Annotated in this window: 26 protein-coding genes, 1 tRNA gene and 1 pseudogene; 19 read left to right on the top strand and 9 right to left on the bottom strand. The window is 64.8% G+C overall.

What is annotated here, in order from left to right:
- Window positions 1–41 precede the first annotated feature (41 nt).
- The 3 genes from HYH08_RS23285 to HYH08_RS23275 are packed head-to-tail and all read left to right on the top strand — an operon-like array spanning window position 42 to window position 3,854.
- A complete protein-coding gene (locus HYH08_RS23285; protein WP_220012161.1) occupies window positions 42–1,547 on the top strand; it encodes a DUF4153 domain-containing protein in 1,506 nt (501 codons plus the stop codon).
- A gap of 19 nt (window positions 1,548–1,566) precedes the next feature.
- Window positions 1,567–2,271, top strand: a complete 705-nt coding sequence (locus HYH08_RS23280; protein WP_220012160.1) for a response regulator transcription factor — start codon at window positions 1,567–1,569, stop codon at window positions 2,269–2,271.
- Window positions 2,268–3,854 carry an ATP-binding protein gene (locus HYH08_RS23275; RefSeq protein ID WP_220012159.1) on the top strand — a complete coding sequence of 529 codons (1,587 nt, stop codon included), beginning with the start codon at window positions 2,268–2,270 and terminating at the stop codon, window positions 3,852–3,854. The genes HYH08_RS23280 and HYH08_RS23275 overlap by 4 nt, the downstream gene beginning before the upstream one ends.
- Here the strand turns inward: HYH08_RS23275 and HYH08_RS23270 are convergent.
- Window positions 3,851–3,991 (bottom strand): hypothetical protein, encoded by a 141-nt coding sequence (locus HYH08_RS23270; RefSeq protein ID WP_220012158.1) that lies wholly within the window; start codon window positions 3,989–3,991, stop codon window positions 3,851–3,853. The two genes, HYH08_RS23275 and HYH08_RS23270, sit on opposite strands and share 4 nt — an antisense overlap.
- A gap of 80 nt (window positions 3,992–4,071) precedes the next feature.
- Between HYH08_RS23270 and HYH08_RS23265 the strand changes: the two genes are divergently transcribed.
- The 5 genes from HYH08_RS23265 to HYH08_RS23245 all read left to right on the top strand — a co-directional run bounded on the left by HYH08_RS23265 (window position 4,072) and on the right by HYH08_RS23245 (window position 9,765).
- Entirely contained in the window at window positions 4,072–4,641 is a 570-nt protein-coding gene (locus HYH08_RS23265) for an alpha-ketoglutarate-dependent dioxygenase AlkB (RefSeq protein ID WP_220012157.1), read from the top strand.
- A gap of 229 nt (window positions 4,642–4,870) precedes the next feature.
- Complete coding sequence (locus HYH08_RS23260; RefSeq protein ID WP_220012268.1) at window positions 4,871–5,365, top strand: hypothetical protein; 495 nt, start codon at window positions 4,871–4,873, stop codon at window positions 5,363–5,365.
- A 134-nt stretch (window positions 5,366–5,499) separates the two neighbouring features.
- A complete protein-coding gene (locus HYH08_RS23255; RefSeq protein ID WP_220012156.1) occupies window positions 5,500–6,429 on the top strand; it encodes an alpha/beta hydrolase in 930 nt (309 codons plus the stop codon).
- Between the two features lie 473 nt (window positions 6,430–6,902).
- Window positions 6,903–8,357 carry an FAD-dependent oxidoreductase gene (locus HYH08_RS23250; RefSeq protein ID WP_220012155.1) on the top strand — a complete coding sequence of 485 codons (1,455 nt, stop codon included), beginning with the start codon at window positions 6,903–6,905 and terminating at the stop codon, window positions 8,355–8,357.
- A gap of 181 nt (window positions 8,358–8,538) precedes the next feature.
- On the top strand, window positions 8,539–9,765 hold the full coding sequence (locus HYH08_RS23245; protein WP_220012154.1) for an ABC transporter substrate-binding protein: 1,227 nt from the start codon (window positions 8,539–8,541) through the stop codon (window positions 9,763–9,765).
- A gap of 256 nt (window positions 9,766–10,021) precedes the next feature.
- On the opposite strand, the gene HYH08_RS23240 is transcribed toward HYH08_RS23245, so the two are convergent.
- Window positions 10,022–11,584, bottom strand: a complete 1,563-nt coding sequence (locus HYH08_RS23240; protein WP_220012153.1) for an adenylate/guanylate cyclase domain-containing protein — start codon at window positions 11,582–11,584, stop codon at window positions 10,022–10,024.
- Between the two features lie 190 nt (window positions 11,585–11,774).
- Between HYH08_RS23240 and HYH08_RS23235 the strand changes: the two genes are divergently transcribed.
- The 4 genes from HYH08_RS23235 (at window position 11,775) to HYH08_RS23220 (ending at window position 15,322) form a co-directional block, all read left to right on the top strand.
- The gene (locus HYH08_RS23235) at window positions 11,775–12,866 is read left to right on the top strand and encodes an enolase C-terminal domain-like protein (RefSeq protein ID WP_220012152.1); all 1,092 of its coding nucleotides are present in this window, start codon (window positions 11,775–11,777) and stop codon (window positions 12,864–12,866) included.
- A 131-nt stretch (window positions 12,867–12,997) separates the two neighbouring features.
- Window positions 12,998–14,050: a histidinol-phosphate transaminase gene (hisC, locus tag HYH08_RS23230; RefSeq protein ID WP_220012151.1), complete on the top strand. Its 1,053-nt coding sequence runs from the start codon at window positions 12,998–13,000 to the stop codon at window positions 14,048–14,050.
- Between the two features lie 5 nt (window positions 14,051–14,055).
- Window positions 14,056–14,541, top strand: coding sequence for an NUDIX hydrolase (locus tag HYH08_RS23225; protein ID WP_220012150.1), 486 nt, complete (start codon window positions 14,056–14,058; stop codon window positions 14,539–14,541).
- A 265-nt stretch (window positions 14,542–14,806) separates the two neighbouring features.
- On the top strand, window positions 14,807–15,322 hold the full coding sequence (locus HYH08_RS23220) for a Cif family virulence factor (RefSeq protein ID WP_220012149.1): 516 nt from the start codon (window positions 14,807–14,809) through the stop codon (window positions 15,320–15,322).
- A 158-nt stretch (window positions 15,323–15,480) separates the two neighbouring features.
- On the opposite strand, the gene HYH08_RS23215 is transcribed toward HYH08_RS23220, so the two are convergent.
- Together HYH08_RS23215 and cpdR are read right to left on the bottom strand one after the other, a co-directional pair.
- Window positions 15,481–15,555 (bottom strand) — tRNA-Val (locus tag HYH08_RS23215).
- 75 nt (window positions 15,556–15,630) lie between these two features.
- The gene (gene cpdR / locus HYH08_RS23210; RefSeq protein WP_007597092.1) at window positions 15,631–15,990 is read right to left on the bottom strand and encodes a cell cycle two-component system response regulator CpdR; all 360 of its coding nucleotides are present in this window, start codon (window positions 15,988–15,990) and stop codon (window positions 15,631–15,633) included.
- Window positions 15,991–16,327: 337 nt separating this feature from the next.
- Between cpdR and HYH08_RS23205 the strand changes: the two genes are divergently transcribed.
- The 3 genes from HYH08_RS23205 to HYH08_RS23195 all read left to right on the top strand — a co-directional run bounded on the left by HYH08_RS23205 (window position 16,328) and on the right by HYH08_RS23195 (window position 19,526).
- Window positions 16,328–17,218: an N-formylglutamate amidohydrolase gene (locus HYH08_RS23205; protein ID WP_220012148.1), complete on the top strand. Its 891-nt coding sequence runs from the start codon at window positions 16,328–16,330 to the stop codon at window positions 17,216–17,218.
- 525 nt (window positions 17,219–17,743) lie between these two features.
- Window positions 17,744–18,526 carry a histidinol-phosphatase gene (hisN, locus tag HYH08_RS23200; RefSeq protein ID WP_220012147.1) on the top strand — a complete coding sequence of 261 codons (783 nt, stop codon included), beginning with the start codon at window positions 17,744–17,746 and terminating at the stop codon, window positions 18,524–18,526.
- Window positions 18,527–18,548: 22 nt separating this feature from the next.
- Window positions 18,549–19,526, top strand: coding sequence for a Bug family tripartite tricarboxylate transporter substrate binding protein (locus HYH08_RS23195; protein ID WP_220012146.1), 978 nt, complete (start codon window positions 18,549–18,551; stop codon window positions 19,524–19,526).
- 16 nt (window positions 19,527–19,542) lie between these two features.
- Here the strand turns inward: HYH08_RS23195 and HYH08_RS23190 are convergent, their stop codons facing one another.
- The gene (locus HYH08_RS23190; protein WP_220012145.1) at window positions 19,543–20,739 is read right to left on the bottom strand and encodes an NADH-quinone oxidoreductase subunit D; all 1,197 of its coding nucleotides are present in this window, start codon (window positions 20,737–20,739) and stop codon (window positions 19,543–19,545) included.
- A 159-nt stretch (window positions 20,740–20,898) separates the two neighbouring features.
- Between HYH08_RS23190 and HYH08_RS23185 the strand changes: the two genes are divergently transcribed.
- On the top strand, window positions 20,899–21,129 hold the full coding sequence (locus HYH08_RS23185; protein ID WP_220012144.1) for a DUF3551 domain-containing protein: 231 nt from the start codon (window positions 20,899–20,901) through the stop codon (window positions 21,127–21,129).
- Window positions 21,130–21,187: 58 nt separating this feature from the next.
- Complete coding sequence (locus HYH08_RS23180) at window positions 21,188–22,159, top strand: patatin-like phospholipase family protein (RefSeq protein WP_220012143.1); 972 nt, start codon at window positions 21,188–21,190, stop codon at window positions 22,157–22,159.
- 73 nt (window positions 22,160–22,232) lie between these two features.
- Here the strand turns inward: HYH08_RS23180 and HYH08_RS23175 are convergent, their stop codons facing one another.
- Both HYH08_RS23175 and HYH08_RS23170 read right to left on the bottom strand, forming a co-directional pair.
- On the bottom strand, window positions 22,233–22,673 hold the full coding sequence (locus HYH08_RS23175; RefSeq protein WP_220012142.1) for an NUDIX hydrolase: 441 nt from the start codon (window positions 22,671–22,673) through the stop codon (window positions 22,233–22,235).
- 13 nt (window positions 22,674–22,686) lie between these two features.
- A pseudogene (locus tag HYH08_RS23170) lies at window positions 22,687–23,106 on the bottom strand (2Fe-2S iron-sulfur cluster-binding protein); the annotation flags it as partial.
- Between the two features lie 105 nt (window positions 23,107–23,211).
- Between HYH08_RS23170 and HYH08_RS23165 the strand changes: the two are divergent.
- A complete protein-coding gene (locus tag HYH08_RS23165) occupies window positions 23,212–23,394 on the top strand; it encodes a hypothetical protein (protein ID WP_220012141.1) in 183 nt (60 codons plus the stop codon).
- A gap of 49 nt (window positions 23,395–23,443) precedes the next feature.
- On the opposite strand, the gene HYH08_RS23160 is transcribed toward HYH08_RS23165, so the two are convergent.
- On the bottom strand, window positions 23,444–24,334 hold the full coding sequence (locus HYH08_RS23160; RefSeq protein ID WP_220012140.1) for a LysR substrate-binding domain-containing protein: 891 nt from the start codon (window positions 24,332–24,334) through the stop codon (window positions 23,444–23,446).
- 92 nt (window positions 24,335–24,426) lie between these two features.
- Here HYH08_RS23160 and HYH08_RS23155 point away from each other — a divergent pair, with 92 nt between their 5' ends.
- Entirely contained in the window at window positions 24,427–25,179 is a 753-nt protein-coding gene (locus HYH08_RS23155; RefSeq protein WP_220012139.1) for a sulfite exporter TauE/SafE family protein, read from the top strand.
- 128 nt (window positions 25,180–25,307) lie between these two features.
- Here HYH08_RS23155 and HYH08_RS23150 read toward each other — a convergent pair whose 3' ends face one another.
- Window positions 25,308–25,940 (bottom strand): LysE family translocator, encoded by a 633-nt coding sequence (locus HYH08_RS23150; protein ID WP_220012138.1) that lies wholly within the window; start codon window positions 25,938–25,940, stop codon window positions 25,308–25,310.
- Window positions 25,941–26,134: the final 194 nt, after the last annotated feature.

Genomic DNA, 26,134 nt, shown 5'->3' with positions numbered 1-26,134 from the left:
CAGACTTCGTGATGCCACACATCACGAAAGGTCATTTGCACATGACGAGCCTGGCTTCGACGATCGCAGCGGAACTCCATCCGATCAGGCATTCCTCGATCCCAACCAAGGTCGGCCTTGCGCTGGCGCTGGCCGGGCTCGCCGACTGGCTGTTCTATGGCGAGCGGATCGGGCTGTCGCTGACGCTGTTTGCGATTGCGTTGGCTTGCGTATCGGTGCTGTTCAATCACGCGGCCCTGGATCAACGGCGCGCCGTCATCAGCGCGGCCGTTCTCGCCGCCGGCCTCGTGCCGGCCGTCGAAGAGCTCAACGCGCTGTCGTTCCTGATCCTCACCATGGCGTTGGTCATTGCGCTTCTAGTCGCAACCAACCCCGATGCGAACGGGCTTGGCGAGCGTGCCCGCGCGCTAGGAAATCTTGTCTTGCTCGGCCCCTTCCGGTTTTTGCTCGATGCGCGCCAGCTGTTCGACATGTCGGCGTTCACCCGCGGCATCGCGCTCTGGCTGCTCCCGGCAGCGCTCAGCACCGTCTTTGTCGCGCTGTTCGCCGCGGCCAATCCGGTGATCGAGCAGTGGGTCGCCCTGCTCAATCCAAAGCTCATCCTCGAATACATCAGCATCCCGCGCGCGCTGTTCTGGATCATGATGCTGGCACTGGTCTGGCCGTTCATCCATGTGCGCTGGCGGCGCAAGACGGTCGTCACCACCGATGTTGCAGATCGACCCGTGCCGCCGCCGCTCCCGCCCGCAGCCCCCATCGTCTCGGCGGAATTCCTCGGCCCCTCGACCATCCTGCGCTCGCTGATCCTGTTCAACCTGCTGTTCGCGGCGCAGTCCATTCTCGATGGCATCTATCTCTGGGGCCATGTCGCGCTCCCCGCGAACATGACTTATGCGGCCTATGCCCATCGCGGCGCCTATCCGCTGATCGCGACCGCCCTGCTCGCCGCCGCCTTCGTGCTGGTGGCAATGCGTCCGGGGGGCGCGGCGGAGAAGTCGAACGTGATCCGGCCGCTGGTGTATCTCTGGGTCGGGCAGAACGTGCTCCTGGTCGCCTCCTCTATCCTCCGCCTCGATCTCTACGTCGACATCTACATGCTGACATATTGGCGTATCGCGGCCTTCATCTGGATGGGGCTGGTGGCGCTCGGCCTGATCCTGATCGTGGCCCGTATCGCGCTCGACCGGCCCAACCGGTGGCTGATCAGCGCCAATCTGATCGCGTTAATGATCGTGCTCTATGGTTGCTCGCTGATGAACTTCGACGCACTCATTGCCGACTACAATGTTTCCCACAGCCGGGAAGCATCGGGCGAAGGCGTGCAGGTCGACATCAACTATCTCCTGACGCTGGGGCCGCAGGCGCTGCCTGCCATCGACAAGGCTTTCATGCTCCGGCCCGGCACGCCGGAGAGCTGCCTTGTGTCGCGCCGCGACCGCCTTGTAGAACAGCAGCGCCAGGATCTCACCTGGCGAAGCTGGGGCTTCCGGAACTGGCGGCTCGGGCGCAGGCTCGAGGCACAGGCGGCACGTCAGCCGGCTGGCTGACAGGGAGGCGGAGATCATCTTGGCGCATCGCATTCTCATCGTCGACGACGAGGGCCACATCCGCGAGGTCATCCGTGTCGCGCTGAAGAAGGCCGGCATGGACGTGATCGAGGCCCGCGACGGCAAGGAGGCGCTCGCCCGCTTTGCCGCCGACAGGCCCGATCTGATCGTGCTCGACATCGGCATGCCCGAGTTCGACGGCCTCGACGTCTGCCGGGAAGTCCGCAAGAGCTCCGACGTGCCGATCCTGTTCCTGTCGGCGCGCGACGAGGAGATCGACCGCATCCTTGGCCTCGAGATCGGCGGCGACGATTACGTGACAAAGCCGTTCAGCCCGCGCGAGCTGGTCGCACGCGTCAATGTCATCCTGCGCCGGCTCTCCCCACGCAACGGCGAGGCCAAGACCGGTACGGCCGCGCTGTCGCAAGGGGGTCTCCTGATCGATCCCGAGCAGCATGTCGCGACCTTCGCCGGCACGCCGCTGAAGCTGACCGCGATCGAGTTCGGCATCCTGCGCGCGTTTCTGACCCGGCCGACCTCGGTGTTCAACCGCGAGCAGCTGATGCGGGCGGCCTACCAGCTCAACATCCAGGTCTCCGACCGCACCATCGACAGCCACATCCGCAACATCCGCGCCAAGCTTGCGGCGCAAAATTGCGAGAACGTGATCGAGACCATCCACGGCGTCGGCTTCAAGCTCGGCCGCTGCGAGACAGAGGCATGAGCGCGGCGCCCGACAAATGGCGGCCCTCGCTCACCCTCGTGATCTTCACGGTGCTGGCGACCGTCGGCGTGCTGCCGCTGGTCGGCCTGTTCTTCTTCCGCCTCTACGATAACCAGCTGATCCGCCAGACACAGGCCGAGCTGATCGCGCAGAGCCGTGTGCTGGCGACGATCTATGCGCAGGAGATCACGGCGAGGCTCGACAGCGGCCTCGTGCTCGGCGCCGAGGTGCCGCCGAACGTGCTGCCCGATCCCGGCGACCAGGTCACGCCGATCCGGCCCGCGCTCGACCTCACCGCCAACGACCTGCTGCGGCGGCGGCCGGACGCGCTGCCCGCGCCGCAAGCAGCGCAAGCGGCCTATGTCGAGATCGGCGCGAAGCTGACGCCAATCATCCGCGAAACCCAGAAGGTGACGCTGGCGGGCTTTCGCATCCTCGATCCGCAGGGCGTCGTGATCGCCGGGCGGCAGGAGGTCGGGCAGTCGCTCGCCCATATCGAGGAAGTCGCGGATGCGCTGCACGGGCAATACCGGGCGACCTTGCGCAACCGCGTGCCGGACAAGCCGCCGCCGCCGATCTATTCCTTCAGCCGCGGCCTCGGCGTGCACGTGTTCTCGGCGATGCCCGTCATCGTCAACAACCGCGTCGCGGGCGTGATCTACACCACGCGGACGCCGAGCAACATTTTCGATCATCTCTACCAGGAGCGGGCCAAGTTCGTGCTGGCCGGGCTCGCCGTGATCCTCGGCACCATCGCGATCGGCCTGGTGTTCTCGCGCACCATCACGCGGCCGATGCGCGAGCTGATCGACCGCGCCGCCAGAATTGGGCGCGGCGACCGCGAGGCGTTCCAGCCGCTGCGGCACTACGGCACGCGCGAGTTCGCCCAGCTCTCGCACAGCTTCCTCGGCATGGCCGAGCAGCTGGCGCGGCGCTCGGACTACATCGCGACCTTCTCGGCCCACCTCACCCACGAGCTGAAATCGCCGCTGACCTCGATCAAGGGCGCCGCCGAGCTGCTGCAGGATTCGGTTCAGGGCAAGGCCGGCAGCCTGACGCCGGCCGAGCAGAACACGTTCATCGCCAACATCCTCGCCGACACACAGCGGCTGGAGGCGATGGCGCAGCGGCTGCGCGAGCTGGCCCGCGCCGAGAGCCTGCCGCAGAACGAGCGGACCGAGCTCGCGCCCGTCATCGCCGACCTCCGGAGCCGGTTTCCGGCGAGCCGCATCGAGGCCAGCGGCAGCCTCGACCGGGCCATCGGCATGTCCTCGGAGAAGGCGCTGATCGTGCTATCGCACCTCGCCGACAACGCGATGCGGCATAAGGCCGGGACCATCCGGCTGGAGGCGGCGGACGAACGGACGACCCTGCTGCTGACGGTGAGCAATGACGGCGAGCCGATCTCGGCGCCGAACCGCGACAGGATCTTTGACGCGTTCTTCACCACCCGCCGCGACCAGGGCGGGACGGGGATGGGATTGGCGATCGCGCGCGCGGTGATGGCGAGCCATGGCGGCTCGATCAGGCTCAAGCCCACCGAGACGGGCGCGGCCTTCGAGCTGCAATTCCCCGCAGGTTAGATCGCGAACACCCAGGCGGCCACGATGGTGCCGAGGGTGACGAGACCGGCGATGGTCCAGCCGGCGGCGTATTCAAGTTCAGGATGACCGGTTGCCCGCATGATCTCGGTGGGATCGGCGGTATGCTTCTCTGCCATGACAGCCTCGCACGTTACTTTCCGCGTCACTAGATAAGTCGCATCAGCCGCCAATAGGTTCCATCACGGAAAGGGGAGGAATGACGCAGCTTGGTTTGTTCGCCGAGCCGGACGCCAGTCCGGCCGGTCTCCGACATACGAATGATTTTATCGACGCCGCCACCGAGCGGGAGCTGATCGGCCGCATCGCGGCATTGCCGCTCCAGCGCTTCCAGTTCGGTGCCTTCGAGGGCAACCGCCGGGTGGCGTGGTTCGGCTATAGCTACGATTACGCGCTGCAGCGCCTCGCGGAAGCCGAGCCGATCCCGGACTGGGTGCGGCCAGTTGCGCGCCAGGTCGAGGCCTGGGCGGGGCTGAGAGAGGGCAGCGTGCAGCAGGTGCTCTGCACCGAATATGACGCCGGCGTCGGCATCGGCTGGCATCGCGACAAGCCGCATTTCGACAAGGTGCTCGGCCTGTCGCTGGGCTCGGCTTGCAAATTTCGCTTCCGCCGCCGCAGCGGCGACAAGTGGGAGCGCTACACGCTCGCGGCTCTCCCGCGCTCGCTTTACCTGATGGACGGAGAGGCCCGATCGCAATGGGAGCACAGCATCCCGCCGGTCGAGGCGCGCCGCTACTCCGTCACGTTCAGAACGATGAAGCGGACCTGATCGTCCAAGACAAAATGCGAAAACAACCCCATGCACAGTAGCAACCGCCATCCGGCATGACGCGAGGTCGCCTCCCGCAAGCGTCTGATACACAGGTGCAAAACGCCGCTTCGCGCAACTGGGCCCCGCCCCGGCCTTGCCTTTCAAATCGGGGGGCATGCTAGATTGAACGGACCGGCAGGAGGGGCGCATGGGCAACAGCCAGGCAACGCGGGACGGGGCCGATCGGGTGAAATCGGGTCGAGCGATCGTCGCCTGCGCCCTCGTTCTTGCGGGTCATCCCATGTCGCCGGCGCCCACGCCGCGACACCCACCAAGGGTCTCGGGCTCCACCGCGCTGGCGCTGGCGGGCGTGATCGCGCCGCTGTCGCCGGATCTGACGGGCCCTGAGAAGAAGGCGGTGGCCATGCTGTTCGCCGCCAATGCCGACATCCCCTACAAGAAGCCGATCGTGGTGACGGCCGACCGGATCGTCTGCCGCACCGGCAATGTCGACATCACCATTCGCAATTGCGAAGTGACCTTCGGCAAGAAGACGAAGACAGTGAACGGCTCAACCGCCAACGAGATCTTCGCCACCGAAGCGCTGGCCGGCGTTCCCGCCGATGGCGCAGCCGGATCGAACTTCGAGAGCCTCGCCAAGCTCAGCTGCACGATCGACCCCAATGCGATCAGGCGGAAGGACGGCAGCGGGGCGGATTGCACGTTCCAGCCGGGGAATTGAGCCGCGCTCGCAAGTACGGGGTGCCGTCAAATCGCCTCAAGGCCCACCACTAATCGAAATCTGCAACTAATAAGGCGAATAGAGAAGACAGGCCCCAAGCGCGCGCCATTATGGCGCACAAGGCCGATAACATCATGAAGAATTATCTCGCATTTTTGCTTGTTCTGACCGTCACGACCGCCTCCGCGCATGGCCCGGTGCCGATGCGCCCGGGTATGCCGTCCGATCTCGTCCTGACGGGCCTCACCGATTCCGACACCATCGCCGGCGGCACCGCGCGGCTGTGCGAGCAGGTCACCTTCTCGCGCGGCCTTCGTTACGGCGAGAGCGAGGCCAATGTGCTCGACATCGCGGCCAGCGCGACCAAGGCGGATACGCCGCGGCCGGTGTTGCTGTTCGTGGCCGGCGACACCTTTACCGGCGACCGCGGCGCGCCGGACCTCGCGCGCGAGATGCAGGACCAGGCCATGTGCTTTGCCGCACGCAACGACATGATCGGCGTGCGCGTCAACTATCGCCTGGCGCCGTCGGCGGCGTGGCCGATCGGGGCGACCGACGTTGCGGCAGCGCTGTCCTGGGTGCACGGCAATATCGACCTGTTCAACGGCGATGCCCGCGAGATCGTCGCGGTCGGCTATGGCGCCGGCGCCTTTCATGTCGCGACCCTGCTGGCGCATCCCGAGTTCCAGACCGACAGTGCCGACGTCGCAGGCGTCGTGCTGGTGTCGGGGATCTATCGCGCCGGCAAGGATGCGAGCGAAAGCGTGAAGGCCTATCTCGGCGACGACGCCGCCCAATATGATAAGCGTTCGGTCTACCCCGGCATCATCAATGTCGACGTGCCGATCGTGCTGGCCTGGGCCACGGACGATCCCGCCGGCATCGTGGCGCAGGGTGAGACCTTGAAGAAGACGCTCTGCGGCGCCGGCCACTGCCCGCGCGCCAGCCTGCTGCGCAGCCGCGACGGCATCGCGGCCGCGTTCGGGCTGGACGGGTCGGGCGAAAGTCTCGCCGAACCGACGCTACTGCTGGTGCATCAGCTGGAGGCGCGAGGGTTGCCGTAAAGGCGCTTACGCCGAGTTTTTGCGAGGGCCGCTCCGCTCCCTCCAGGGCCGCGCAATCGCAATGGATTTCACGGGGATTGTCCATGGGGCTCCGCCTCTCCCGCTTGCGGGAGAGGCCGACGCGCTCCGGGCGATGCGAAGCATCGTCCCGCGCGCGGCGGGTGAGGGCTCTTTCCGCAATGGGATCCTCTCCGCAATTCTCGACAATCCCGACGCGGAGACACCCCCAACCCCGACCCTCCCCCGCAAGCGGGAGAGGGAGCCTACTGCCGACGCCGCTGCATCGTGCGGGCCACATGCGATTGCCGGGCCGGCATGCGATCGTCTTGGGAACCGGAAGCGATGGAGAAGGGTGGGCGGCGCGCAACCCCATGCGCTTCCTTCCAGTTCTTATATGTGGAGCGCAAGGCTCTTGCTTCAAGACCCCGCCTCACCCGTAGAAGTCAGGCCCACTGGCAAACCCGGGGTGGCGAATGACCGAACATGACGTGATCATCATCGGCGGTGGTCCGACTGGATTGATGCTGGCAGGCGAGCTGGCTCTGGCCGGCGTGAACGTCGCGATCGTCGAGAAGCGTCCGGACCAGGCGGTGGAGGGCTCGCGCGCGAGCGGTCTGCATCCACGGGCCATCGAGCTGCTCGATCAGCGCGGCATCGCGGAGAGGTTCCTCGCGCAAGGCACCAAGCACTACGCCGTCGCGCTCGCGGGCATCGTCCTCGAAGCTCACGACCGGCCAAGCCGCCACAACTACACGCTCGGTCTCTGGCAGGAAAAGATCGAACGCGGTCTCGCCGACTGGATCTCGGAACTGGCCGTCACACTTTATCGGGGCTGTGAGATGGCGACCTTTGTCGAAACCGCGGAGTGGGTCGAGGTCCGGCTGACGGACGGGCGCAGCCTCGGCGCGCGCTATCTCGTCGGCTGCGACGGAGGCCGCAGCCTCGTGCGCAAGACCGCCGGCATCGGGTTTCCCGGATCGGAGCCACAGGCGAGCTACCTCATCTTCGAAGCCAGCATGGCGGATGAACCGCCACTCGGCATCCGCTACGGGGCGCGGGGGCTGTATGCTCTGGGATGGCTCGATGGCGGGCCGCGAGTGCGTGGCGTCGTGACGGAAGAGCGGCTCGAGCAGGACGCCCGTCCCACGGAATCGGATCTCAGGGCGGCCCTTCAGGCCGGCTACGGATCGGATCTCGGCATCCATGCGGTGACGTGGATGTCGCGGTTCACGGACGCGGCGCGGCAAGCGGACGCCTATCGCAAGAACCGCATCCTGCTCGCCGGTGACGCCGCGCATGTCCACTCCCCCGTGGGAGGACAGGGCCTGAACGTTGGATTGCAGGACGCGGTGAATCTCGGCTGGAAGCTGGCCCAGGTGGTGAAGGGGATCTCGCACGACGCCCTGCTGGACAGCTATCATGCGGAGCGGCACCCGGTCGGCGCCGCGCTGCTGGAGCTGACGCTGGCACTCACCGCGCTCAACCGTGGCGACGAGCACACCACGGCGCTGCGCGGATTCGTCGCCACCTCCATGAGGATGGACGAGCCCAGGAAATGGTATTCCGCCAAGGTCTCCGGCCTCGACATCCGCTACGGCGCGGAAGGTTCTCACCCGCTGCTCGGCAGGCGCATGCCCGACCTCGACCTCGTCACCGCGGATGGTCCAACGCGTGTGTTCGAGCTGATGCGCGAGGCGCAGCCGCTCCTGCTCGATCTCGGCGCGCCGGAGTGCGCCGTTCCCGAGCGCTGGCGCGAGCGCGTCAGGCAGGTCAGCGCGTCGTTCACGGGTATCTGCGAGATGCCGGTGATCGGCGTCGTTTCGCCCCCCGCCGCCGTGCTCATTCGCCCCGACGGGCATGTCGCCTGGGTCAGCACAGGCAATTGCGAAGGTCTCGTGGAGGCGCTCTCGACATGGTTCGGAGACTAGCTGCTACGCCCGAAGCACATGGTCCGGGAGAAGCAGCGCGTCAATGCGCCTGTCGTTTCGTTCGGAGCACTTGAAGCGGGTCGCTCAGCCACAGCTTGCCAAACGTTTGACCTAGATCAACCTGCTTGGGTGCGGATCAAGTCGAACCTCACTCAGGGGGCCAACGACAAAGGTGTCGAGCATGCGCGTCACCGGCAGGCTGCTGTTCGTCTCAATGATCGCCTTCGCTTCGCTGGGGGCGATGTCGCAGCAACAGCATTCAGACCAATCGGCGTCCGCCAACGAGATCCGCATCGGCAATGTCATGCCGTATTCGGGGCCGCTGTCGGAGTTCGGCGCGATAGGCCAGGCGGAGGCGGCCTATTTCGACATGGTCAATGCGCGCGGGGGCATCAACGGCCGCAAGATCCGCTTCATCACGCGCGACGACAATTCCGATCCGGGAAACGCACTGGAGCTGACGCGAAACCTGGTCGAGAAAGACGATGTGCACCTGATGTTCGGCTCGTTCGGCACGCCCGGCAATCTCGCCGCGCGCTGGTACCTGAACGAGAAGAAAGTGCCGCAGCTGTTCGTCGCCTCCGGCGACGAGGAGCTGAGCCAGGCGAAAGCATTTCCCTGGACCATGGGCTGGCAGCCGTCGTACCGCGCGGAGGGGCGCATCTACGCCAATTACATCCAGGCCTATTATCCCGGGAAGAAGATCGTGGTGCTCTGGCAGAACGACCAATTCGGCCGCATGCTCTACAAGGGCATCCAGGAAGGGCTCGGCGAGCTGAACCGCCTCGTGCTCGTCGACATCGCCTTCGACATCAACGACGAGCATCTCGACGGCCACGTCTCGATCCTCAGGCGCGCGGGCGCCGACATCTTCGTCTTTCTCGGCGTGCCCTCGACCGCGTCGAAGGTGATCAAGCTGGCGGCGTCGATGAAATGGCGCCCGGTCGTCATCGTCAACGACGCCTCGGCCTCGATCGCCAATGCGATGGCGCCTGCGGGCCTGGAGAATTCCGCCGGCGTGATCTCGGCGGCGTTCTTGAAGGATCCAAGCGATCCCGCATGGAAGGACGATCCCGCCATGAAGGACTGGTTCGCCTTCATGGACAAATATCATCACGTCGAAAGCACCAACAACAGCGCCGCGCTGTATGGCTACGCCGCGGCCGAGGCACTGACGCAGGTGCTGAAGCAATGCGGCGACGATCTCTCGCGCGAGAACATCATGCGGCAGGCGGCATCACTGAAGGCCTATCAGTCCTCAGTCGCGCTGCCCAATATCAGGATGAATACGTCGCCGGCGAGCTATCTGCCGATCAGGCAGATGCGGCTGGTGCAGTTCGATGGGCGCTCGTGGCAGCCGTTTGGTGAGGTGATCGAGACGGCGTTTACGGAGGGGGCGGCGAGGTAGGTTTCATTTTAAGGGCGTCGTTGCAGTTGGCGTGACGACGACTCCCACCGTTTGCTGAGCCACCCCTCTCCCCCGTCCTCCCCCGCAAGGGGGGAGGGAGCGCAGCGGAGTGCGCGGCTACACTGCGGCTCATCGCTGACGGCCAAATGAATCGAGTCTTTCACCACAACAATGGTATGTTCCCTCCCCCCTTGCGGGGGAGGGTCAGGGAGAGGGGTACCACACGGGGACTCTTTCGACCGGAATAGCGCCGCCCTCACGCTGGCTTCAGCGAGGCCAGGGCGTTTTCCAGCAGCGAGCGCACGCGGGCTGCATCGCCGGACTTCACCACCGCGGGATCGAGATACAGCTCGAGCCCCGGCGCGCGTTCGGTGATGACGCCGCTTCGTTCCGCCGCGGCGTCGTTCAGCGCATCGACCGAATACGGAATCACCTCGCGGCTGATGCCTTTCATCGTGATCGCGGGCAGCGCGTGGGCGCGGACGATGTCGCTGACGAGGGCAAAGGTCTCGTAGCTCAACACGATCCCGCCGGGCTCGGCGATCGACTGCAGGCGCGCAGCGAGGTTCGCTTCGGCGCCGATGATGGTGTAGTCCATGCGGTCGCTGCTGCCGAAATTGCCGACATTGCAATAGCCGGAATTGATGCCCATGCGCGAGCGGAACGGCTGCTCGATGCCGGACGCCCGCCATTTCGCATTGAGCTCGGCGAGGCGCTGCTGCATGCGCCAAGCCATCTGGAGACAGGCTTCGGCGTCGGCACGGTCGCCCTTGGTCTCGGGGTCGCCAAAGAAGATCAGCATGGCATCGCCAATGAACTTATCGATGGTGCCGCCATATTCATGAGCGATCGCCGACATCTCGGTGAAGTATTCGTTGAGCAGCTGGGTCAGCTGCTCCGGCTGCAGCCGCTCCGCGGTCGCGGTGAAGTTCTGGATGTCGGAGAAGAAGATCGTCAGCTTCTTGCGCTCGGTGTGGATGGTGACGTCCTTCTGGCCCGAAAAAATGCTCTTGTAGACCTGTGGCGGGATATAGCGCGAGATCTTCATCGAGAGCGAGGCGAGGAAGTCGTTGGCGGATTCCAGCTCCTTGTTCATGCCCTTGATGCGGCTCGCCTGGCGGCGCTGCAGCGAGAGGAACGACAGGCCGCTGCCGGCGGCGATCAGGAAATAGGCCAGGAGAAATTTGAATGAAAAGATGTTGGCGGCGATCGGCTGGGCGATGATCACTTCCTGGATGCCCCGGACATCGCCCACCTTCCAGTCCTTTTTCGGGCTCTCGGGGTGGCTGTTGTGGCAACTGACGCAGGCCGGGCCCATGGTGACGGGGGCGACCAGGCGGACCTTATCGTTGAACAGCGAGGTCTCAGTCTCCACGATCTTCTGCTCGGGATCCCTTCGCAGTGCATCGAGCGCGTCCTTCTCGAATTTGTCGAGCTGGTGCGGGGCGCGGTTCTGGAACGGGAAATCCGAGACGAAGCGGTAGGTGATGTTCTCCTGCTGCGCGCCGATCACGCGGCCGAGCTCGAGCGACAATGTCGCGGGGATCGGGATCGCGCCGGGAACCGATTCGTAATTGTGCACGACTTTCGTGCTGCCATTCGGATTGGCCAGCACCCGCCCGACCACATTGGTCGCATAATAGCTGCGCACGCTGGTGATGACGGAATTGAGGTCGATCGCCTGCCGGCGCAGCGCCGTCTTGGAGAGCTCGGTCAGATCCAGCCACACCGCGAGCGGCAGAGCGAGCAGGAGGAAGGCGACCGCGGCGCCGGTCAGGAGGCCGCTCTTGCGCTGCTCTTCGGCAATCTCTTGTTTCACTCTATGGCTCCGTTATGTGCGCTTTTGTCGCAAATTCTTGGAATCTGCGGCACAACATGTGGCCCGCACAGAGCCAATAAACGCCGCTACGCGCAACCCCATTTTATGGTGGTCGCGCCAAGTGCCTTTTCGTTTCATGACGAATGTTTAAGATCGGCACGAACCTGCATTCACTCCGCCGGGAGATCCCATGACCGAGACTATCCGCATCAAGCGCTTCAACGCGCGGCCCGTGATCGTGCCGATGAATCTGCCGCTCAAGACTTCGACCGGGGCGGTCGACAAGGCGCCGCTGGTGCTGATCGACTGCGAGACCGACCAGGGCGCTGTCGGGCATGCCTATCTGTTCTCGATCACGCCGTCAGCGCTGAAGCCGCTGACCGCGATGGTCACGGAAATGTCAGAGCTGCTGCAAGGCGACGAGCTGCTGCCGTTCGAGATCGAGCGCAAGCTGACCCAGCGTTTCACCCTGCTCGGCCTCGCCGGCCTGCAGCGGCTGGCGCAATCCGGCATCGACATGGCCGCGTGGGACGCGCTGGCGCGCAGCAGAGGCCTGCCGCTGGCGCGCCTGCTCGGCGGGGCCCCGAAACCGGTGCGCGCGTATAATTCGAAGGGGCTCGGCATCATGCCGGCGGGCGCGGCCGTCGAGGAGGCGCACAGACTGCTGGCCGAAGGCTTTCAGGCCGCGAAGATCCGTGTCGGCCGGGCCGATGCGCGTGACGACCTCGCCGTGGTGCGCGCGGTGCGCAAGGGCGTCGGCGACGACGTCACGCTGATGTGCGACTACAACCAGGCGCTGACCGTGACCGAGGCGATCCGCCGCGGCGAGATGCTCGATGACGAGGGCCTGAGCTGGATCGAGGAGCCGATTCGGCATGACGATTACGAAGGCAATGCCCGCATTGCGGATGCGCTGCGCACACCGGTCCAGATCGGCGAGAACTTTGACAGCGCCTTCGCCATGCAGGCGGCGCTGTCGGCGGAAGCCTGCGACTACGTGATGCCCGACGTGCAGCGCATCGGCGGCGTCACCGGCTGGCTCCGCGCCGCCGCGCTGGCGCAGGCCGCCGGCATCGAGATGTCGACGCATCTGTTCTCGGAGATCAGCGCGCACCTGCTCTGCGTGACGCCGACGGCGCATTGGCTGGAATATGTCGACTGGGCCGATGCGGTGCTTTCGACGCGGTTGAAGATCAAGGACGGTTTTGCCCTGCCGGGCGAGGAGCCAGGGAATGGGCTCGCCTGGGACGAGGCCGCGGTGAAGAAATATCTGGTTGGCTAACCTCAAGCGCAGTCCCGTAGCCCGGATGGAGCGCAAGCGTAATCCGGGAAAATCTCTCCGCGGCGAGAGGCCCCGGATTGCGCTGCGCTCCATCCGGGCTACAAGACGCCTGCCATATCGAGTGACCCATCATGAGCCGCTTCTGGAGTTCCGTCGTCCGCGACCTCTCGCCTTACGTGCCCGGCGAGCAGCCGAAAATCCCCGACCTCGTCAAGCTCAACACCAACGAGAACCCTTACGATCCCTCGCCGCATGTGCTGGCCGCGATCGCGGCGGCGGCGGAGCGCCTGCGCTTCTATCCCGATCCCGGCGCGACCGCGCTCCGCGAGGCGATTGCGGCGCGCTACAGCGTGGCGGCGGATGAGGTGTTCGTCGGCAACGGCTCGGACGAGGTGCTGGCCCACACGTTCCAGGGCCTGTTGAAGCAGGACGCGCCGCTGCTGTTTCCCGACATCACCTACAGCTTCTATCCGGTCTATTGCCGCCTCTACGGCATCCGCTACGAGGAGGTGCCGCTCGATGCCGCGATGCGGGTGCAGATCGCCGATTACCGGCGGCCGTGCGGCGCCATCATCCTGCCCAATCCGAATGCGCCCACCGGCATCGCGCTGCCGCGCGATGCGATCGAAGCGCTGGTGAGCGAGCATCCGGACCAGCTGGTGGTGGTCGACGAGGCCTATGTCGATTTTGGCGCCGAGAGCGCGGTGCCGCTGGTCGCGCGCCACGACAATCTGCTCGTCATCCAGACGTTCTCGAAGTCGCGGTCTCTCGCAGGCCTGCGCGTCGGCTTTGCCATCGGCCAGCGCCCGCTGATCGAGGCGCTAGAGCGGGTGAAGGACAGTTTCAATTCCTATCCGCTCGATTGCCTCGCCATCGCCGGCGGCGTTGCGGCGATCAAGGACGAGACGTGGTTCGAGGAGACCCGTGCGCGCATCATCGCGAGTCGGGAGAAGCTGGTCCGCGACCTCGCGGGCCTGGGCTTCGAGGTGGTGCCGTCGATGGCGAATTTCGTGTTCGCGCGGCATCCCCGCCATGGCGGCGCCGAGCTCGCAGCCGGACTGCGCAAGCACGGCGTGCTGGTCCGGCATTTCGCCAAACCCCGCATCGGGGATTTCCTGCGCATCACGGTCGGGACCGAGGCGCAGTGCAGCCGCCTGATCGCCGTGGCGCGCGACCTGGTCTGATCCGCATGACCAATTGGCGGCCGCCTCCCTACATCCGACTCGTCGCGCTCGGCCTGCACTGGTGGGACGGGCGGCTGCTGGCGGCCGAGGTGCGCGACGATGCCGAGCGGGTCAAGGGCGTGCGCCCGCTCGGCGGCGAGATCGCGTTCGGCGAGAGCTGGCGGGCGGCACTGCTGCGCGAATTCAGCGAAGAGCTCGGCATTGACGTGACCATCATGGGCGCGCCGCTGGTGATGGAGAACATTTTCGTGCACGAGGGTGCAACCGGGCACGAGGTGATGTTCATCGCCGAGGTCGCGTTTCCGCAACGGGCATTCAGCGGCCAGGACCGCATCGATTTCCGCGAGGACAATGGCGACCGGATCGTCGCGCGCTGGTTCGACCTTGCGCAGCTCGATGTCGAGGGCGGACCGAGCCTTTATCCGACTGGGCTGAAGGATTTGCTGCTCGCGCAAAGGGTTTCTATCCCGTCATCCCCGCGCAACCGCTAAGCGGTTGTCGCTGGAGGTGCGAGCGGCGCAATCCTTACAGCATCGCGCCGGGAGCCTCGAAGGATGAACGGCCCGGATGCAGCCGGGCCGCCGCCCTTCGAGGGCCGCTGAAGAAGCGGCCACCTCAGGGGTGACGGTGTGAGAGCATCCGACATGGCGTGAACCAACGGATCCGTGATGCGGCGGTGACCGCTGATCATGCGAATCTGAAAAGCCGGCGAGGCGATCGATGGTATGTTCATCGTCATTCCAAAGAGAGGTGAACATGCCGCCGTCCAAGCTGTCTCGAAGCCCCATCGGATTCCGACGATTTTCGCGACGCGCCGCGACAGCCGCAGCGCTTCTCGCCGCGACAACGGTCTGGTCCGCCGGACCGGCGCTGGCCGCGGCGAATGACGCGGAGGCGCGAACCATCTTCGAGAAGTTCATCGCCGCGCAGAATGCGCACGACGCCGACGCGGTGAAGGCCCTGCTCTGGAATTCACCGGCGACGCTGTTGTTTGCGCGGGGCATCGAGACGCGCGGACGCGACGCGGTCGCCGCGCGCTTCAAGGACTATTACGAGGGGACCTGGCACCTCGAGCCCGACATGTCGAAATTTCGCAGCGCCGTGATCTCGAACGAGGTCATGCAGATCCTGGTGCCGATCGTCTTCACGCGCGGTCTTCCCGGCAAGCCGGCGCAACAAAATACGTTTCTGATCAGCCAGACCTATGTCCAGGATGCAAACGGGTGGTCGGTTGCGTCGATCATGCCAGTGGCGAACACGGAACTGAAATAGAGGGCTTGCCGAGCCGAAGCTCGCGGCAGCGACCGCCTTCGCCCTTTGGCTTCGGCCTTCGGAGCAAAACGCCCCAGTCCGTCTACGCTCTTCGAGCTACGCCGGACACGCTTCGCGTGATTTTCCAGGCTGTGCCACGCGAAGCCGGAGGCGAAGCGTGGTGGGCGCGACAGGGATCGAACCTGTGACCCCTACCATGTCAAGGTAGTGCTCTCCCGCTGAGCTACGCGCCCGAATAGTCCACTTGCGTTGGGTCGGGTCCCTATAACGGCTCAGGGGAGCCGGTGCAAGGACCGAAGGAGGGCGATTTAGGCCGCCAGCATCTTGTTCACTTCACTGACCAATTCTCGCAAGTGCACGGGCTTGGACAGCACCTTGGCGTTCTTGGGGGCGTCCGAATCCGAGTTCAGGGCGACCGCGGCGAAGCCGGTGATGAACATGATCTTGATGTCGGGGTCGAGTTCCGAGGCCCGGCGGGCGAGCTCGATGCCGTCCATCTCCGGCATCACGATGTCGGTCAGCAGCATCTCGAACGGCTCTTCCCGGAGCCGCTGATAGGCGGCCATGCCGTTGTCGTGGGATGAGACCTGAAAACCGGCGTTTTCCAGCGCCTTGACCAGGAAACGGCGCATGTCGTTGTCGTCTTCGGCGAGCAGGATCTTTGGCATGGCAGGAAACGTCGAATCCCCAGAGGATATCAGCAGAGGTCACTAAGCCCGACAGAGGGTAAATTTGGGGTGAAAATCTTAACCCTGGGACGGCCGCGCTGCCGGCTCCTTGTGAACCCGAACGGCCCGCGAATCAATCGAACCGCTGGGTGCCATCCCCGCCTCGCTGCCCCCAAGGTTAAGACATGTTCCAACGCGGATCACATCTTTTCGCTTGGCAGAATGGTTGTGATTCCGGACAATGACGACACATAAGAGCCGCCAGGCGGCCGAATCAGCGCCCGATCTTGCGGGGCCATGGGACGAAGCCTGAGATGATGGGACGTAGCCTGACAAGATGACCCGGTTTGATGGCGAAGTGTCGCCAGCCTTCGAGATCTTCGAGCCTGCCGAATGGCGCGCGCCGGTCATCTTCAACTCGCCCCATTCCGGCTCGACCTATCCGGACGAATTCCTGGCAGCCTCCCGGATCGACCTGCCGCAGCTGCGGCGGTCTGAAGATTCCTTCATGGACGAGCTGATCGGTCATTTGAGCGACCGCGGCTTTCCGACCGTGCGGGTCAACTTTCCCCGCTCCTATGTCGACGTCAATCGCGAGCCCTATGAGCTCGATCCGCGCATGTTCACCGGCCGGCTGCCGAGCTTTGCTAACACCCGCTCGATGCGGGTTGCCGGCGGCCTCGGGACCATTCCGCGCGTGGTCGGCGACGGGCAGGAGATCTATCGCGACCGCATCGCGGTGGATGATGCGCTGGCGCGGATCGAGACGCTGTACAAGCCCTATCATCGCGCGCTGCGCCGGCTCATCAACAAGGTGCACCAGATGTTCGGCACCGTGGTGCTGGTCGACTGCCACTCGATGCCCTCGGTCGGCGTCTCCAGGGACGAGCCGCGCCGGCCCGACATCGTGATCGGCGACCGCTACGGTACCAGCTGTACGCCGCTGCTGCCTGACCGGGTCGAAGAGACCATGGGCGGGCTCGGCTATTCGATCGGCCGCAACAAGCCCTATGCCGGCGGGTTCATCACCGAACATTACGGCAACCCGGCGAGCGGGCTGCATGCCGTGCAGCTCGAGTTCAACCGCGCGATCTACATGGACGAGCGGCGGCGTGAGCGCGGACCGCGCTTTGGCCAGGTCGCATCCGACTTCGGCGTGCTCGCCGACGTGCTGGCGACCACGATCCCGTTCGGCGATCTCGGCCCGTTCCAGGCCGCAGCGGAATAGACGCGAAACTTCTCTGCGATAGCCTGGATCGTCTGCGATTGGCGCGAACGTATTTTCGCTTCGCGCCTCGACGCGCCCAAACTGAAAACAGAGCGGACAGAAAAAAGGGCCGCTTCTGATGAAGAAGCGGCCCAAGTCTAGGGAGGAAACGCCCAAGGAGGGCAGCGGTAACGCAGAGCGCTACCGCACCGCAACAATATGCGGCCGCGCCGCACAAAGTGCAAGGGCTTTCGAGCCGTTTCCCATGCAATATGCACATGGCTCATTTGCTTCTAGAGAAACCCAGATTCAGTTTCTTTGATAAGGAAATTCAATGGGTTGATAGTCATTTGCATACCAACAAGGCATGTTCGGAACTAAGTTTTCAACTCAATGATCGATATTTGGCCAGCGGATGACTCGAATGAGGCAAGCCCTCGGGGCATCCAAAATACCAGGGTGCAAATGAAGACAGCGCTGCACGCGGCAAGCGAATTGAGCTAGGCAGATGACAGCTTCACCCGACTTTCGCTTTGAGGATACGCCGTGACGGTGATCGACTTCTCCGCCTTCATCGGACGACTGGCCACCGCCTCCGGCGAGACCATTTTGCCGTTCTTCCGCACCTCGCTGTCGATCGACGACAAGAGCAAGACCAAAGATTTCGACCCCGTCACGGAGGCCGACCGCGCCGCGGAAGCGGTGATGCGGCGCCTGATCAAGGCGAGCTTCCCCCAGCACGGCATCGTCGGCGAGGAGTTCGGCAATGAGCGCGAGGACGCCGACTATGTCTGGGTGCTCGACCCCATCGACGGCACGAAATCCTTCATCGGCGGCTTTCCGATCTGGGGCACGCTGATCGCGCTGCTGCACAAGGGCACGCCGGTCTACGGCATGATGCACCAGCCTTTCATCGGCGAGCGCTTTTCCGGCGACAACGGCTCGGCGAATTATAAAGGCCCCACCAGCGAGCGCCGGCTCCAGGTCCGCCGCTGCGCCGCGCTGGCGGAGGCGACGACCTACACCACCTCCCCGCTGCTGATGAACGAGCGCGACCGCGCGATTTTCGGCCGGATCGAGCAGGGCGCGCGGCTGTCGCGCTATGGCGGCGACTGCTACTCCTATTGCATGCTGGCGGCAGGTCACGTCGATCTCGTGGTCGAGACCGAGCTGAAACCTTATGATATCGCTGCCCTGATCCCGATCGTGACCGGCGCCGGCGGCATCGTCACCACCTGGGAAGGCAAGCCGGCGCAAGGCGGCGGCCGCATCATTGCCGCGGGGGACGCCAGAGTTCACGAAGAAGCACTGAAGCTTTTGAACCAATAACAAACGCGGGCGGGAGGCTTGCATGACCATCTCACGCAGGCTGCTCGTTGAATTGTTTCTTGGATTGTTCCTGCTGTTGCCGTCATTGGCGGCGGCCCAGAATTTCCCCGCAAAGCCGATCAAGCTGATCGTGCCGTTCCCGGCCGGCGGACCCAACGACATCATCGCGCGCGTGATCGGCCAGCGCATGTCGGAACTGTCAGGCCAGCCGGTGCTGATCGACAATCGCGGCGGCCAGGGCGGCGTGCTCGGCACCGATGCGGTCGCGAAGGCCGCGCCCGACGGCTACACCATCGCGATCTCCTCGGCCGGCGCGCTCGCGATCAGCCCGAGCATGGAGCGCGTCGCCTACGACACGGCGAGCGACCTCACGCCGGTCACGCTGGTTGCGACCGTGCCGGAAATGCTGGTCGTCGCGACCAATGTGGAGGCGAAAAACGTCGGTGAGCTGATCGCGCTCGCCAGGGCCCAGCCCGGCAAGCTCAACTTCGCCTCCTCCGGCCCCGGCAGCCTGCCGCATCTCGCCGGCGAACTGTTCAAGCTGACGGCCAGGATCGACATCGTGCATGTGCCCTATCGCGGGGCGGCGCCGGCCGTGAACGATCTGCTCGGCCAGCAGGTGCAGATGACGTTCCTCGATCTCCCCGTGCTGCTGCCGCAGGTCAAGGTCGGTGCGCTCAGGCCGATCGCGGTCGGCTCGCCCGAGCGCGCACCGACCGCGCCCGATGTGCCGACCCTTGCGGAAGCCGGCTTTCCCGATCTGCGCGTCGAGAACTGGTACGGCATGGTCGCGCCCAAGGGCACGCCGAAGGACATCGTCACCGCGCTGCATGGCCTCGCGACCAAGGCGATGGCGGACCCGGGCGTGAAGGCGAAGCTCGCCGAGCAGGGCGCAACGCTCGTTGGCGACGAGCCGGAGCATTTTCGCGCCTTCATCGCCGACGAGACGAAGAAGTGGGCGAAGGTGATCAAGGACGCGGGGGTCGAGACGGCAAAGTAAATCGCGTGAAGCGTGATCAGCGATCCACCTCGCCGAACACGATGTCCAGCGATCCCAGGATCGCGGAGACATCGGCGAGCAAATGTCCCCTGCAGAGGAAGTCCATCGCTTGCAGATGGGCAAACCCCGGCGACCTGATCTTGCACTTGTAGGCCTTGTTCGTCCCGTCCGAGACCAGGAAGACGCCAAACTCGCCCTTGGGCGCCTCGACCGCGACATAGATCTCTCCGGCAGGCACGTGAAAGCCTTCGGTGTAGAGCTTGAAGTGGTGAATCAGGGCCTCCATCGAGCGCTTCATTTCGCCGCGGCGCGGCGGGGCCACCTTGTTGTCCTGCACGAGAACGGGACCTCTTCCATCCGGCGACTTCAGCTTCTCGATGCACTGCTTCATGATGCGGACCGACTGCCGCATCTCCTCCATGCGGATGAGATAGCGATCGTAGCAGTCGCCGTTCCTGCCGATCGGGATGTCGAAGTCCATTTCGGCGTAGCAATCGTAAGGCTGCGCCTTCCGCAGATCCCAGGCCGCGCCCGAGCCGCGCACCATCACGCCGGAAAAGCCCCACGCCCAGGCCTGCTCCAGCGTCACCTTGCCGATGTCGACGTTGCGCGCCTTGAAGATGCGATTGAGCGAAAGCAGGCGGTCGAGGTCATCGACGACGCGCAGGAACGGATCGCACCAGGCCTCGATGTCGTCGATCAGCTTCGGCGGAAGATCCTGGTGCACACCGCCCGGCCGATAGTAATTCGCATGCATCCGGCTGCCGGACGCACGCTCGTAGAACACCATGAGCTTCTCGCGCTCCTCGAAGCCCCACAACGGCGGCGTCAGCGCGCCGACGTCCATGGCCTGGGTCGTCACGTTCAGCAGGTGAGACAGGATACGGCTGATCTCGTGATAGAGCACCCTGATGAGCTGTCCGCGCCGTGGCACCTCGATGCCCATCAATCTCTCGATGGCGAGGCAGAAGGCATGCTCCTGGGTCAGCGGAGCCACGTAATCGAGGCGATCGAAATACGGAATGGCCTGGAGGTAGGGCTTCGCCTCGATCAGCTTCTCGGTGCCTCGATGCAGCAATCCGATGTGAGGATCGACGCGCGCGACGACTTCGCCGTCGAGCTCGAGCACGAGCCGCAGCACGCCATGCGCCGCGGGATGCTGAGGACCGAAATTGATGGTGAAGTTTCTGAGGCTGGGAGACTGTTCGGGCATCCGGCTTCCAATCGAAGACCCCATCACCTTAGCTGCGATCTGCGCCGCACGGTTTCACACAGGTTAAGGAGTTCGCGCATGGCGCGGTGCCCGCGCGCTGCGCGGGGAATTTGGAACACCGCTTCGCAGCCGGCGTTCAATGTCGAATTGGAGATTCCGATGAAATATCGTGTGCTCATGGCCGCCGTCGCGATCGCGGCGAGCTTCGGCTCCTCGACAGCCGCAATGGCGCAGGACCGCTATTGCCTTCAGGGCCGCATTTGGGGCTATCCCGGCAACTGCCAGTTCGCCAGCTATGCCCAATGCATGGCGAGCGCATCGGGAACGAACGCCTCTTGCGGTATCAATCCGCGCTATGCTTATGCGCGCCGTTACCGGGGATACCGTTGACCAGGCGGCTGCTCGAAGTCGCGCCTGGCCTCGCTTTATCCCAGCACTGAGCCGTGCCATGGACGTCGAGCGATCCCTCACGGCTGCCGTGTTCTCCGGCGGCCTCGGCCTTGGTGCCTATCACGGCGGAGCATTCGAAGCCCTGAGCGCCGTTGCGCCTTCAATCGACTGGGTGGCCGGCTCGTCCGCAGGCGCGATCACGGCGGCGCTGATCGCGGGAAGCCCAAGCGCCAATCGGCTGCAGAATTTGCGCCTCTATTGGCATGCAGGTGGCCCGTCCGCAGGAGCGAACGACGCTCGCCATCTCTTCGCCTGGCTAAGCTCGATCAACACGCGCCTGTTCGGCCATGCCGGATTCTTCCATCCCCGGCTTCCGGTCCCGGCATCTCATTTCGGCGGCCTCTACGATCTCGGCCCGACACGCGAACGCCTCCGTCGGCTGATCGATTTCGACCGCCTGAACGGCGGCAGTCCCCGCATCACGATCTGCGCCACCGACCTCGAGAGTGGCGATGCGGTGCTGTTCGACTCCGCGTCGGCGCCGATCGAAATGGATCACATTCTGGCCAGTTGCGGCTTCCTCCCGGAATTCGCGCCGGTGCAGATTGCGGGCCGCTGGCTCGGGGACGGCGGGTTCTCGCTAAACGCGCCATTCGATCCAGTTCTCGAAACGTCCGCCGCGCTCCGGCTCTACGTCATCGATCTCTTTGCGCGTGACGGCAAGGTCCCGGACGGCCTCGAGGCCGCGGCCGAGCGCAAGAGCGACCTGACCTTCGGCAACCAGACCTTCCAGCGCCTGGGGCACGCCCTTCAAGCGCGTCAGCTCCGCGCCGAGCTTCAGGGCCTCGATCGCGACGACCAGGTCTATCTCCTGAGCTACCGACCGGGCCGCGAGGAAGCCGGCCCCGAAAAGTCCTTCGACCTGTCGGAAGCTGCCATGGCGCAGCGCTGGCGGGCCGGCTTCCTGGACATGCAGCATGCTGCAAGCGTCACTGCAGTTCGCAAGGGAATTCGCGCCGTGCGGCGATGATGAGGTTCTTCGCCGCGCCGCCGATGGATGTTCAGCAGCAGCCCTGGAGGCGCCGCCCCGGATCGGGAGCCTGCTACCGGCCGCTCGGCGGCAGGGACGCACTCTTTTCCGTTCGCGCCGCGAAGCGGGCGATCAACCGCCGCAGCTCCGCCTTGTGAACCAGACGCGCTGCCGTGTCCGCGGAGACCCAGATCGCCTGCCGCTCGCCTTTTTCGGGCCACCACCGCTCCTGACCCTGAACCTTCATGGGGAAGACGGCAACGTTCATGGTCTGCTTGCGGTCGCCCTTCCGCTTGCGATGCTTGAAGCTGCCCATCGCGCGCGTCGCAATGGCGCCGAAGAGGCCCGCTTCCTCGTAAGCCTCCAGCGCAACCGTGTGATGCGGCTCCTTGTTGCGGATCGGGGACCCCTTCGGGACACTCCACCTGCGCTTGCGCCTGGTCGTGATCAGCATCACCCGAAGCTCGGACTTGTCCAGACGAAACGGCAAGGCGGCGAACTGCTTCTTTCCCATCAAACTCCTCCGGTTCGGAGTTTGATAAGCGAAGGCCGCAGGCATGGTTCCTGCGTGCGGATTTGCGCAGCACCGGCCCAAGGAAGCGCTCGGAATTCCACCAGTAGCTCGGGCATGAGGTCGAGCAGCAGGCGCAGAGAATGCATTCGTAGAGGCCGTCCAGCTTGGCTCGATCCTCGTGGCTTTGCCGCCATTCCTTCTGGGGCATTGGCGAACGGGTCTGCAGCCATGGCTCGACCAGGGCGATCTGCGCATAGAAGTTCGTGAGGTCAGGGACCAGATCCTTCACGACGGGCTGATGCGGCAAAGGCAGCACACGGAGCGGCTCGCCTTCCGGAAGATCTTCGCTCATTGATTTGGTGCAGGCCAGCGTGTTCTGGCCGGCGATGTTCATCGAGCAGGATCCGCACACGCCCTTGCGGCAGGCGCAGCGACACCCATGCAAACGCCGTACGGAACGAGCCATTTCGAATCGGGTTGGTCCTCATCGCCGAGGCCGCGGCGCAACACACATCGTGCAATCTTAAAAGGCGAAGCTATGCCCAAGGCAGTTGAAAACGATCCAAGAGAGACTCCCGCCGACGATCCGCGGCAGCAGACCGACATGCCTACTCACCGGCAGACGAACGAACCCTGGCAGGGCAATCCTGAGAAAGACCAGATCGATCCCGAGCGCCCGCCGCTTGACCTGGAGAAATGGCAGAAATCGAACACGCACTGAAGCGCGATGAGGTGGGACGGGACATCGCTGTGCGCCCGAGGCGACTTCGTCACACCGCCTCCGCCCTCAAATGCTCCACCAGCATCTTGGCCGGCCTTGGCAGCGCCTTGAAACTCCGCGCGCAAATCACGAGCTTGCGGTTCGCCCAGGTGTCGCGCAGGCGGATCATGGCCAGCGGCATCAGTTTTGCGCAGCGGCGGGCGGCGGAGATCGGCACCAGGGCGACGCCGACGTCGGCGGCGACCATCTGGCAGATCGCGTCGAAATCGCGCATCCGCGCCCGGTAGTGCGGGCGCATGCCGAGCCGCGCAGCGTGCTTCGAAATATGCATCTGGAGCGCGGTGGCGCTGGTGAGCCCGACGAAATCGCAGGCCGCCGCCTCCTGGAAATCGATCTGGCGGCGGCCCGCAAACGGGCCGCGCCGCGACGTCACCAGCGTCAGATGGTCCTCGCTGAAAACGAAGCGCTCGATATGGTCGGGCAGCGCGTGCTCGGCGGCGAAGCCGAGATCGGCGGCGCCGGCCGTGATCGCCGCCGCGATATCGGTGCTCTCGCGCTCCTCGATGTCGACGGCGATATCACGATGCTCGCGCAGGAAGCCCGCCAGCGCCTTCGGCAGATGCTCCGACAGCCCCGACGTGTTGACGAGGAAATGCACGCTGGCGCGCACGCCGCTGGCAAAGCCGGCGAGATCGCCGCGCATGGCGTCGATCTGGTGAATGACCACGCGCGCATGGTCGAGCAGGCTCTCGCCCGCCGCGGTCAGTTCGACTCCGCGCCGCCCGCGCTTGAGCAGCGCGACGCCGAGTGCGTCCTCGAGGCCCTTGATGCGCGCGCTGGCGGAGGCCAGCGCCAGATGCGAGCGCTCGGCGCCGCGGGTGATGCTGCGCTGGTCGGCGACCGCGATGAAGAGCTGGAGGTCGACGAGATCGAAACGCATGGCAGGTTGCTCCTTAGCCTTCGTTCAAGACGTAGGCTGTCTCCGTAACCTTCAGATTGTGCCGACGCGCGGCTTCGGTCAATGTGCGCGGCATGATCGACCCTCTCCTCATTCTCATCGCCGCCGTGTTCCTCGTCGCCGGATTCGTCAAGGGCGTGGTCGGGCTCGGCCTGCCGACGGTGTCCATGGGACTGCTCGCGGTGAGCATGGCCCCGAGCCGCGCCATCGCCATCGTGATCGTGCCCGCCATCGTCACCAATATCTGGCAGACGTTTGTCGGCCCTTATTTGCGCGACATTCTGCGGCGGTTGTGGCCGCTGATGATCGGCACCGTGATCGGCTGCTGGCTCAATGCCGGCGCGCTGACCGGCCCGCATGCGCGCTACGGCACCGTGGTGCTCGGCATCCTGCTGGTGATCTACGCGGTCATCGGCCTCAGCAAATTCCAGTTTCGCGTCGCGCCTCGACACGAGAAATGGGTCGGCGGCGTCGTCGGCGTGGTCACCGGGATGATCTCGGCCTCGACCGGCGTGCAGGTCATTCCTTCGATGCCGTTCATGCAGGCGATCGGCATGGAGAAGGACGAGCTGGTGCAGGCGCTCGGCGTGTTCTTCACCACCGCGACATTGGCGCTCGCCTTCAACCTCACTGCCGGCGGATTGCTGACGCCTGCCAATGCCGTTCCGGGCGCAGTCGGCCTCGCGATGGGCTTTGCCGGCATGTTCATCGGCCAGTCGGTGCGGGCGCGGATGCCAGCGGAGGCGTTCCGCCGCTGGTTTTTGATCGCGATGATTTTGCTGGGGCTCTATCTCGCCGGCAGCGCGCTGGCGAAGGAGTTCGCGTGACGATGCGTAGGGTGGGCAAAGCGAAGCGTGCCCACGCATTTTTCATGACCGAGAGAGATGGTGGGCACGGCGCAAGTGCGCCTTTGCCCACCCTACGCGGCTCTCCCCGCATCATCCGTTCGAACGAGCTACCTCGTCTCTAGCATTGCGACGCGGATGCCGAGATAGATGAAGAGTCCGCCGAGCGCGCGGTTGACCCAGGCAATCGCGCCTTCCGAGCTGCGCAGCCGGTGCGCCGCCCGCGCCGCGAACGCCGCCAGCATCAGGCACCACAGCGTTCCCGTGAAGATGAAGATCAGGCCGAGCGTCAGGAAGGCGAGCGGCTTCTGTGGCGCATCGGCTGCGACGAATTGCGGCAGGAAGGCCAGGAAGAACAGTGCGACCTTCGGATTGAGCGCGTTGGTGAAGACGCCCTGGAGGAACACCCGCCGCAGCGAGCTCCGCTCGGCCTTGTCCCTGATAGAAGCCCGCACCGGCCGCGACCACAGCATCTGAAGTCCGGTCACGACCAGATAGGCCGCACCGACCAGCTTCAGGATCGAAAACGCAGTGGACGAGGCCATCAGCAGGGCCGAAAGGCCGACCGCGGCGCCCGCAACGTGGAAAAAACAGCCGCAGCTGATGCCGAAGGCCGCGGCAGCGCCGCCCCGCCAGCCCATCTGCATGCTGCGGCCGATCACGTAAACCGAGTCCGGTCCCGGCGTGATGTTCAGCAGGATGCCCGACAGGATGAAGAGCCAGATTTCGTGAATGCCCAGCATGAGAGCCGCCCCGCCGCCCCGTTCTTCGTCTCAAGCGGCTGGGCTTAGTCGGTCCGCCCGCCGGCGTCCACCACCGGGATTCGGTTAAGTTTACCTCGAATTTGCAATGCGGATCATACTTTCGCTCGGCCTCATCTGCTCTATAAAGGCAGGGTTCTTGCAGATGCGGGATTCGAGGCGACTGCCACGCCGTG

Source organism: Bradyrhizobium sp. BR 10289 (assembly GCF_019455385.1).
Taxonomy (GTDB): Bacteria; Pseudomonadota; Alphaproteobacteria; order Rhizobiales; family Xanthobacteraceae; genus Bradyrhizobium.
Note: the sequence above shows the minus strand (reverse complement) of the source record. Positions and strands in the feature narration are given on the sequence as shown.

Excerpts from the sequence above, each read along its gene's own strand:
- HYH08_RS23285 (WP_220012161.1), top strand. The coding sequence starts at position 42 with ATGACGAGCCTGGCTTCGACGATCGCAGCGGAACTCCATCCGATCAGG.
- HYH08_RS23275 (WP_220012159.1), top strand. The coding sequence starts at position 2,268 with ATGAGCGCGGCGCCCGACAAATGGCGGCCCTCGCTCACCCTCGTGATC.
- HYH08_RS23270 (WP_220012158.1), bottom strand. The coding sequence starts at position 3,991 with ATGGCAGAGAAGCATACCGCCGATCCCACCGAGATCATGCGGGCAACC.
- HYH08_RS23265 (WP_220012157.1), top strand. The coding sequence starts at position 4,072 with ATGACGCAGCTTGGTTTGTTCGCCGAGCCGGACGCCAGTCCGGCCGGT.
- HYH08_RS23255 (WP_220012156.1), top strand. The coding sequence starts at position 5,500 with ATGAAGAATTATCTCGCATTTTTGCTTGTTCTGACCGTCACGACCGCC.
- HYH08_RS23250 (WP_220012155.1), top strand. The coding sequence starts at position 6,903 with ATGACCGAACATGACGTGATCATCATCGGCGGTGGTCCGACTGGATTG.
- HYH08_RS23245 (WP_220012154.1), top strand. The coding sequence starts at position 8,539 with ATGCGCGTCACCGGCAGGCTGCTGTTCGTCTCAATGATCGCCTTCGCT.
- HYH08_RS23235 (WP_220012152.1), top strand. The coding sequence starts at position 11,775 with ATGACCGAGACTATCCGCATCAAGCGCTTCAACGCGCGGCCCGTGATC.
- hisC (WP_220012151.1), top strand. The coding sequence starts at position 12,998 with ATGAGCCGCTTCTGGAGTTCCGTCGTCCGCGACCTCTCGCCTTACGTG.
- HYH08_RS23225 (WP_220012150.1), top strand. The coding sequence starts at position 14,056 with ATGACCAATTGGCGGCCGCCTCCCTACATCCGACTCGTCGCGCTCGGC.
- HYH08_RS23220 (WP_220012149.1), top strand. The coding sequence starts at position 14,807 with ATGCCGCCGTCCAAGCTGTCTCGAAGCCCCATCGGATTCCGACGATTT.
- cpdR (WP_007597092.1), bottom strand. The coding sequence starts at position 15,990 with ATGCCAAAGATCCTGCTCGCCGAAGACGACAACGACATGCGCCGTTTC.
- HYH08_RS23205 (WP_220012148.1), top strand. The coding sequence starts at position 16,328 with ATGACCCGGTTTGATGGCGAAGTGTCGCCAGCCTTCGAGATCTTCGAG.
- HYH08_RS23195 (WP_220012146.1), top strand. The coding sequence starts at position 18,549 with ATGACCATCTCACGCAGGCTGCTCGTTGAATTGTTTCTTGGATTGTTC.
- HYH08_RS23190 (WP_220012145.1), bottom strand. The coding sequence starts at position 20,739 with ATGCCCGAACAGTCTCCCAGCCTCAGAAACTTCACCATCAATTTCGGT.
- HYH08_RS23185 (WP_220012144.1), top strand. The coding sequence starts at position 20,899 with ATGAAATATCGTGTGCTCATGGCCGCCGTCGCGATCGCGGCGAGCTTC.
- HYH08_RS23180 (WP_220012143.1), top strand. The coding sequence starts at position 21,188 with ATGGACGTCGAGCGATCCCTCACGGCTGCCGTGTTCTCCGGCGGCCTC.
- HYH08_RS23175 (WP_220012142.1), bottom strand. The coding sequence starts at position 22,673 with ATGGGAAAGAAGCAGTTCGCCGCCTTGCCGTTTCGTCTGGACAAGTCC.
- HYH08_RS23165 (WP_220012141.1), top strand. The coding sequence starts at position 23,212 with ATGCCCAAGGCAGTTGAAAACGATCCAAGAGAGACTCCCGCCGACGAT.
- HYH08_RS23160 (WP_220012140.1), bottom strand. The coding sequence starts at position 24,334 with ATGCGTTTCGATCTCGTCGACCTCCAGCTCTTCATCGCGGTCGCCGAC.
- HYH08_RS23155 (WP_220012139.1), top strand. The coding sequence starts at position 24,427 with ATGATCGACCCTCTCCTCATTCTCATCGCCGCCGTGTTCCTCGTCGCC.
- HYH08_RS23150 (WP_220012138.1), bottom strand. The coding sequence starts at position 25,940 with ATGCTGGGCATTCACGAAATCTGGCTCTTCATCCTGTCGGGCATCCTG.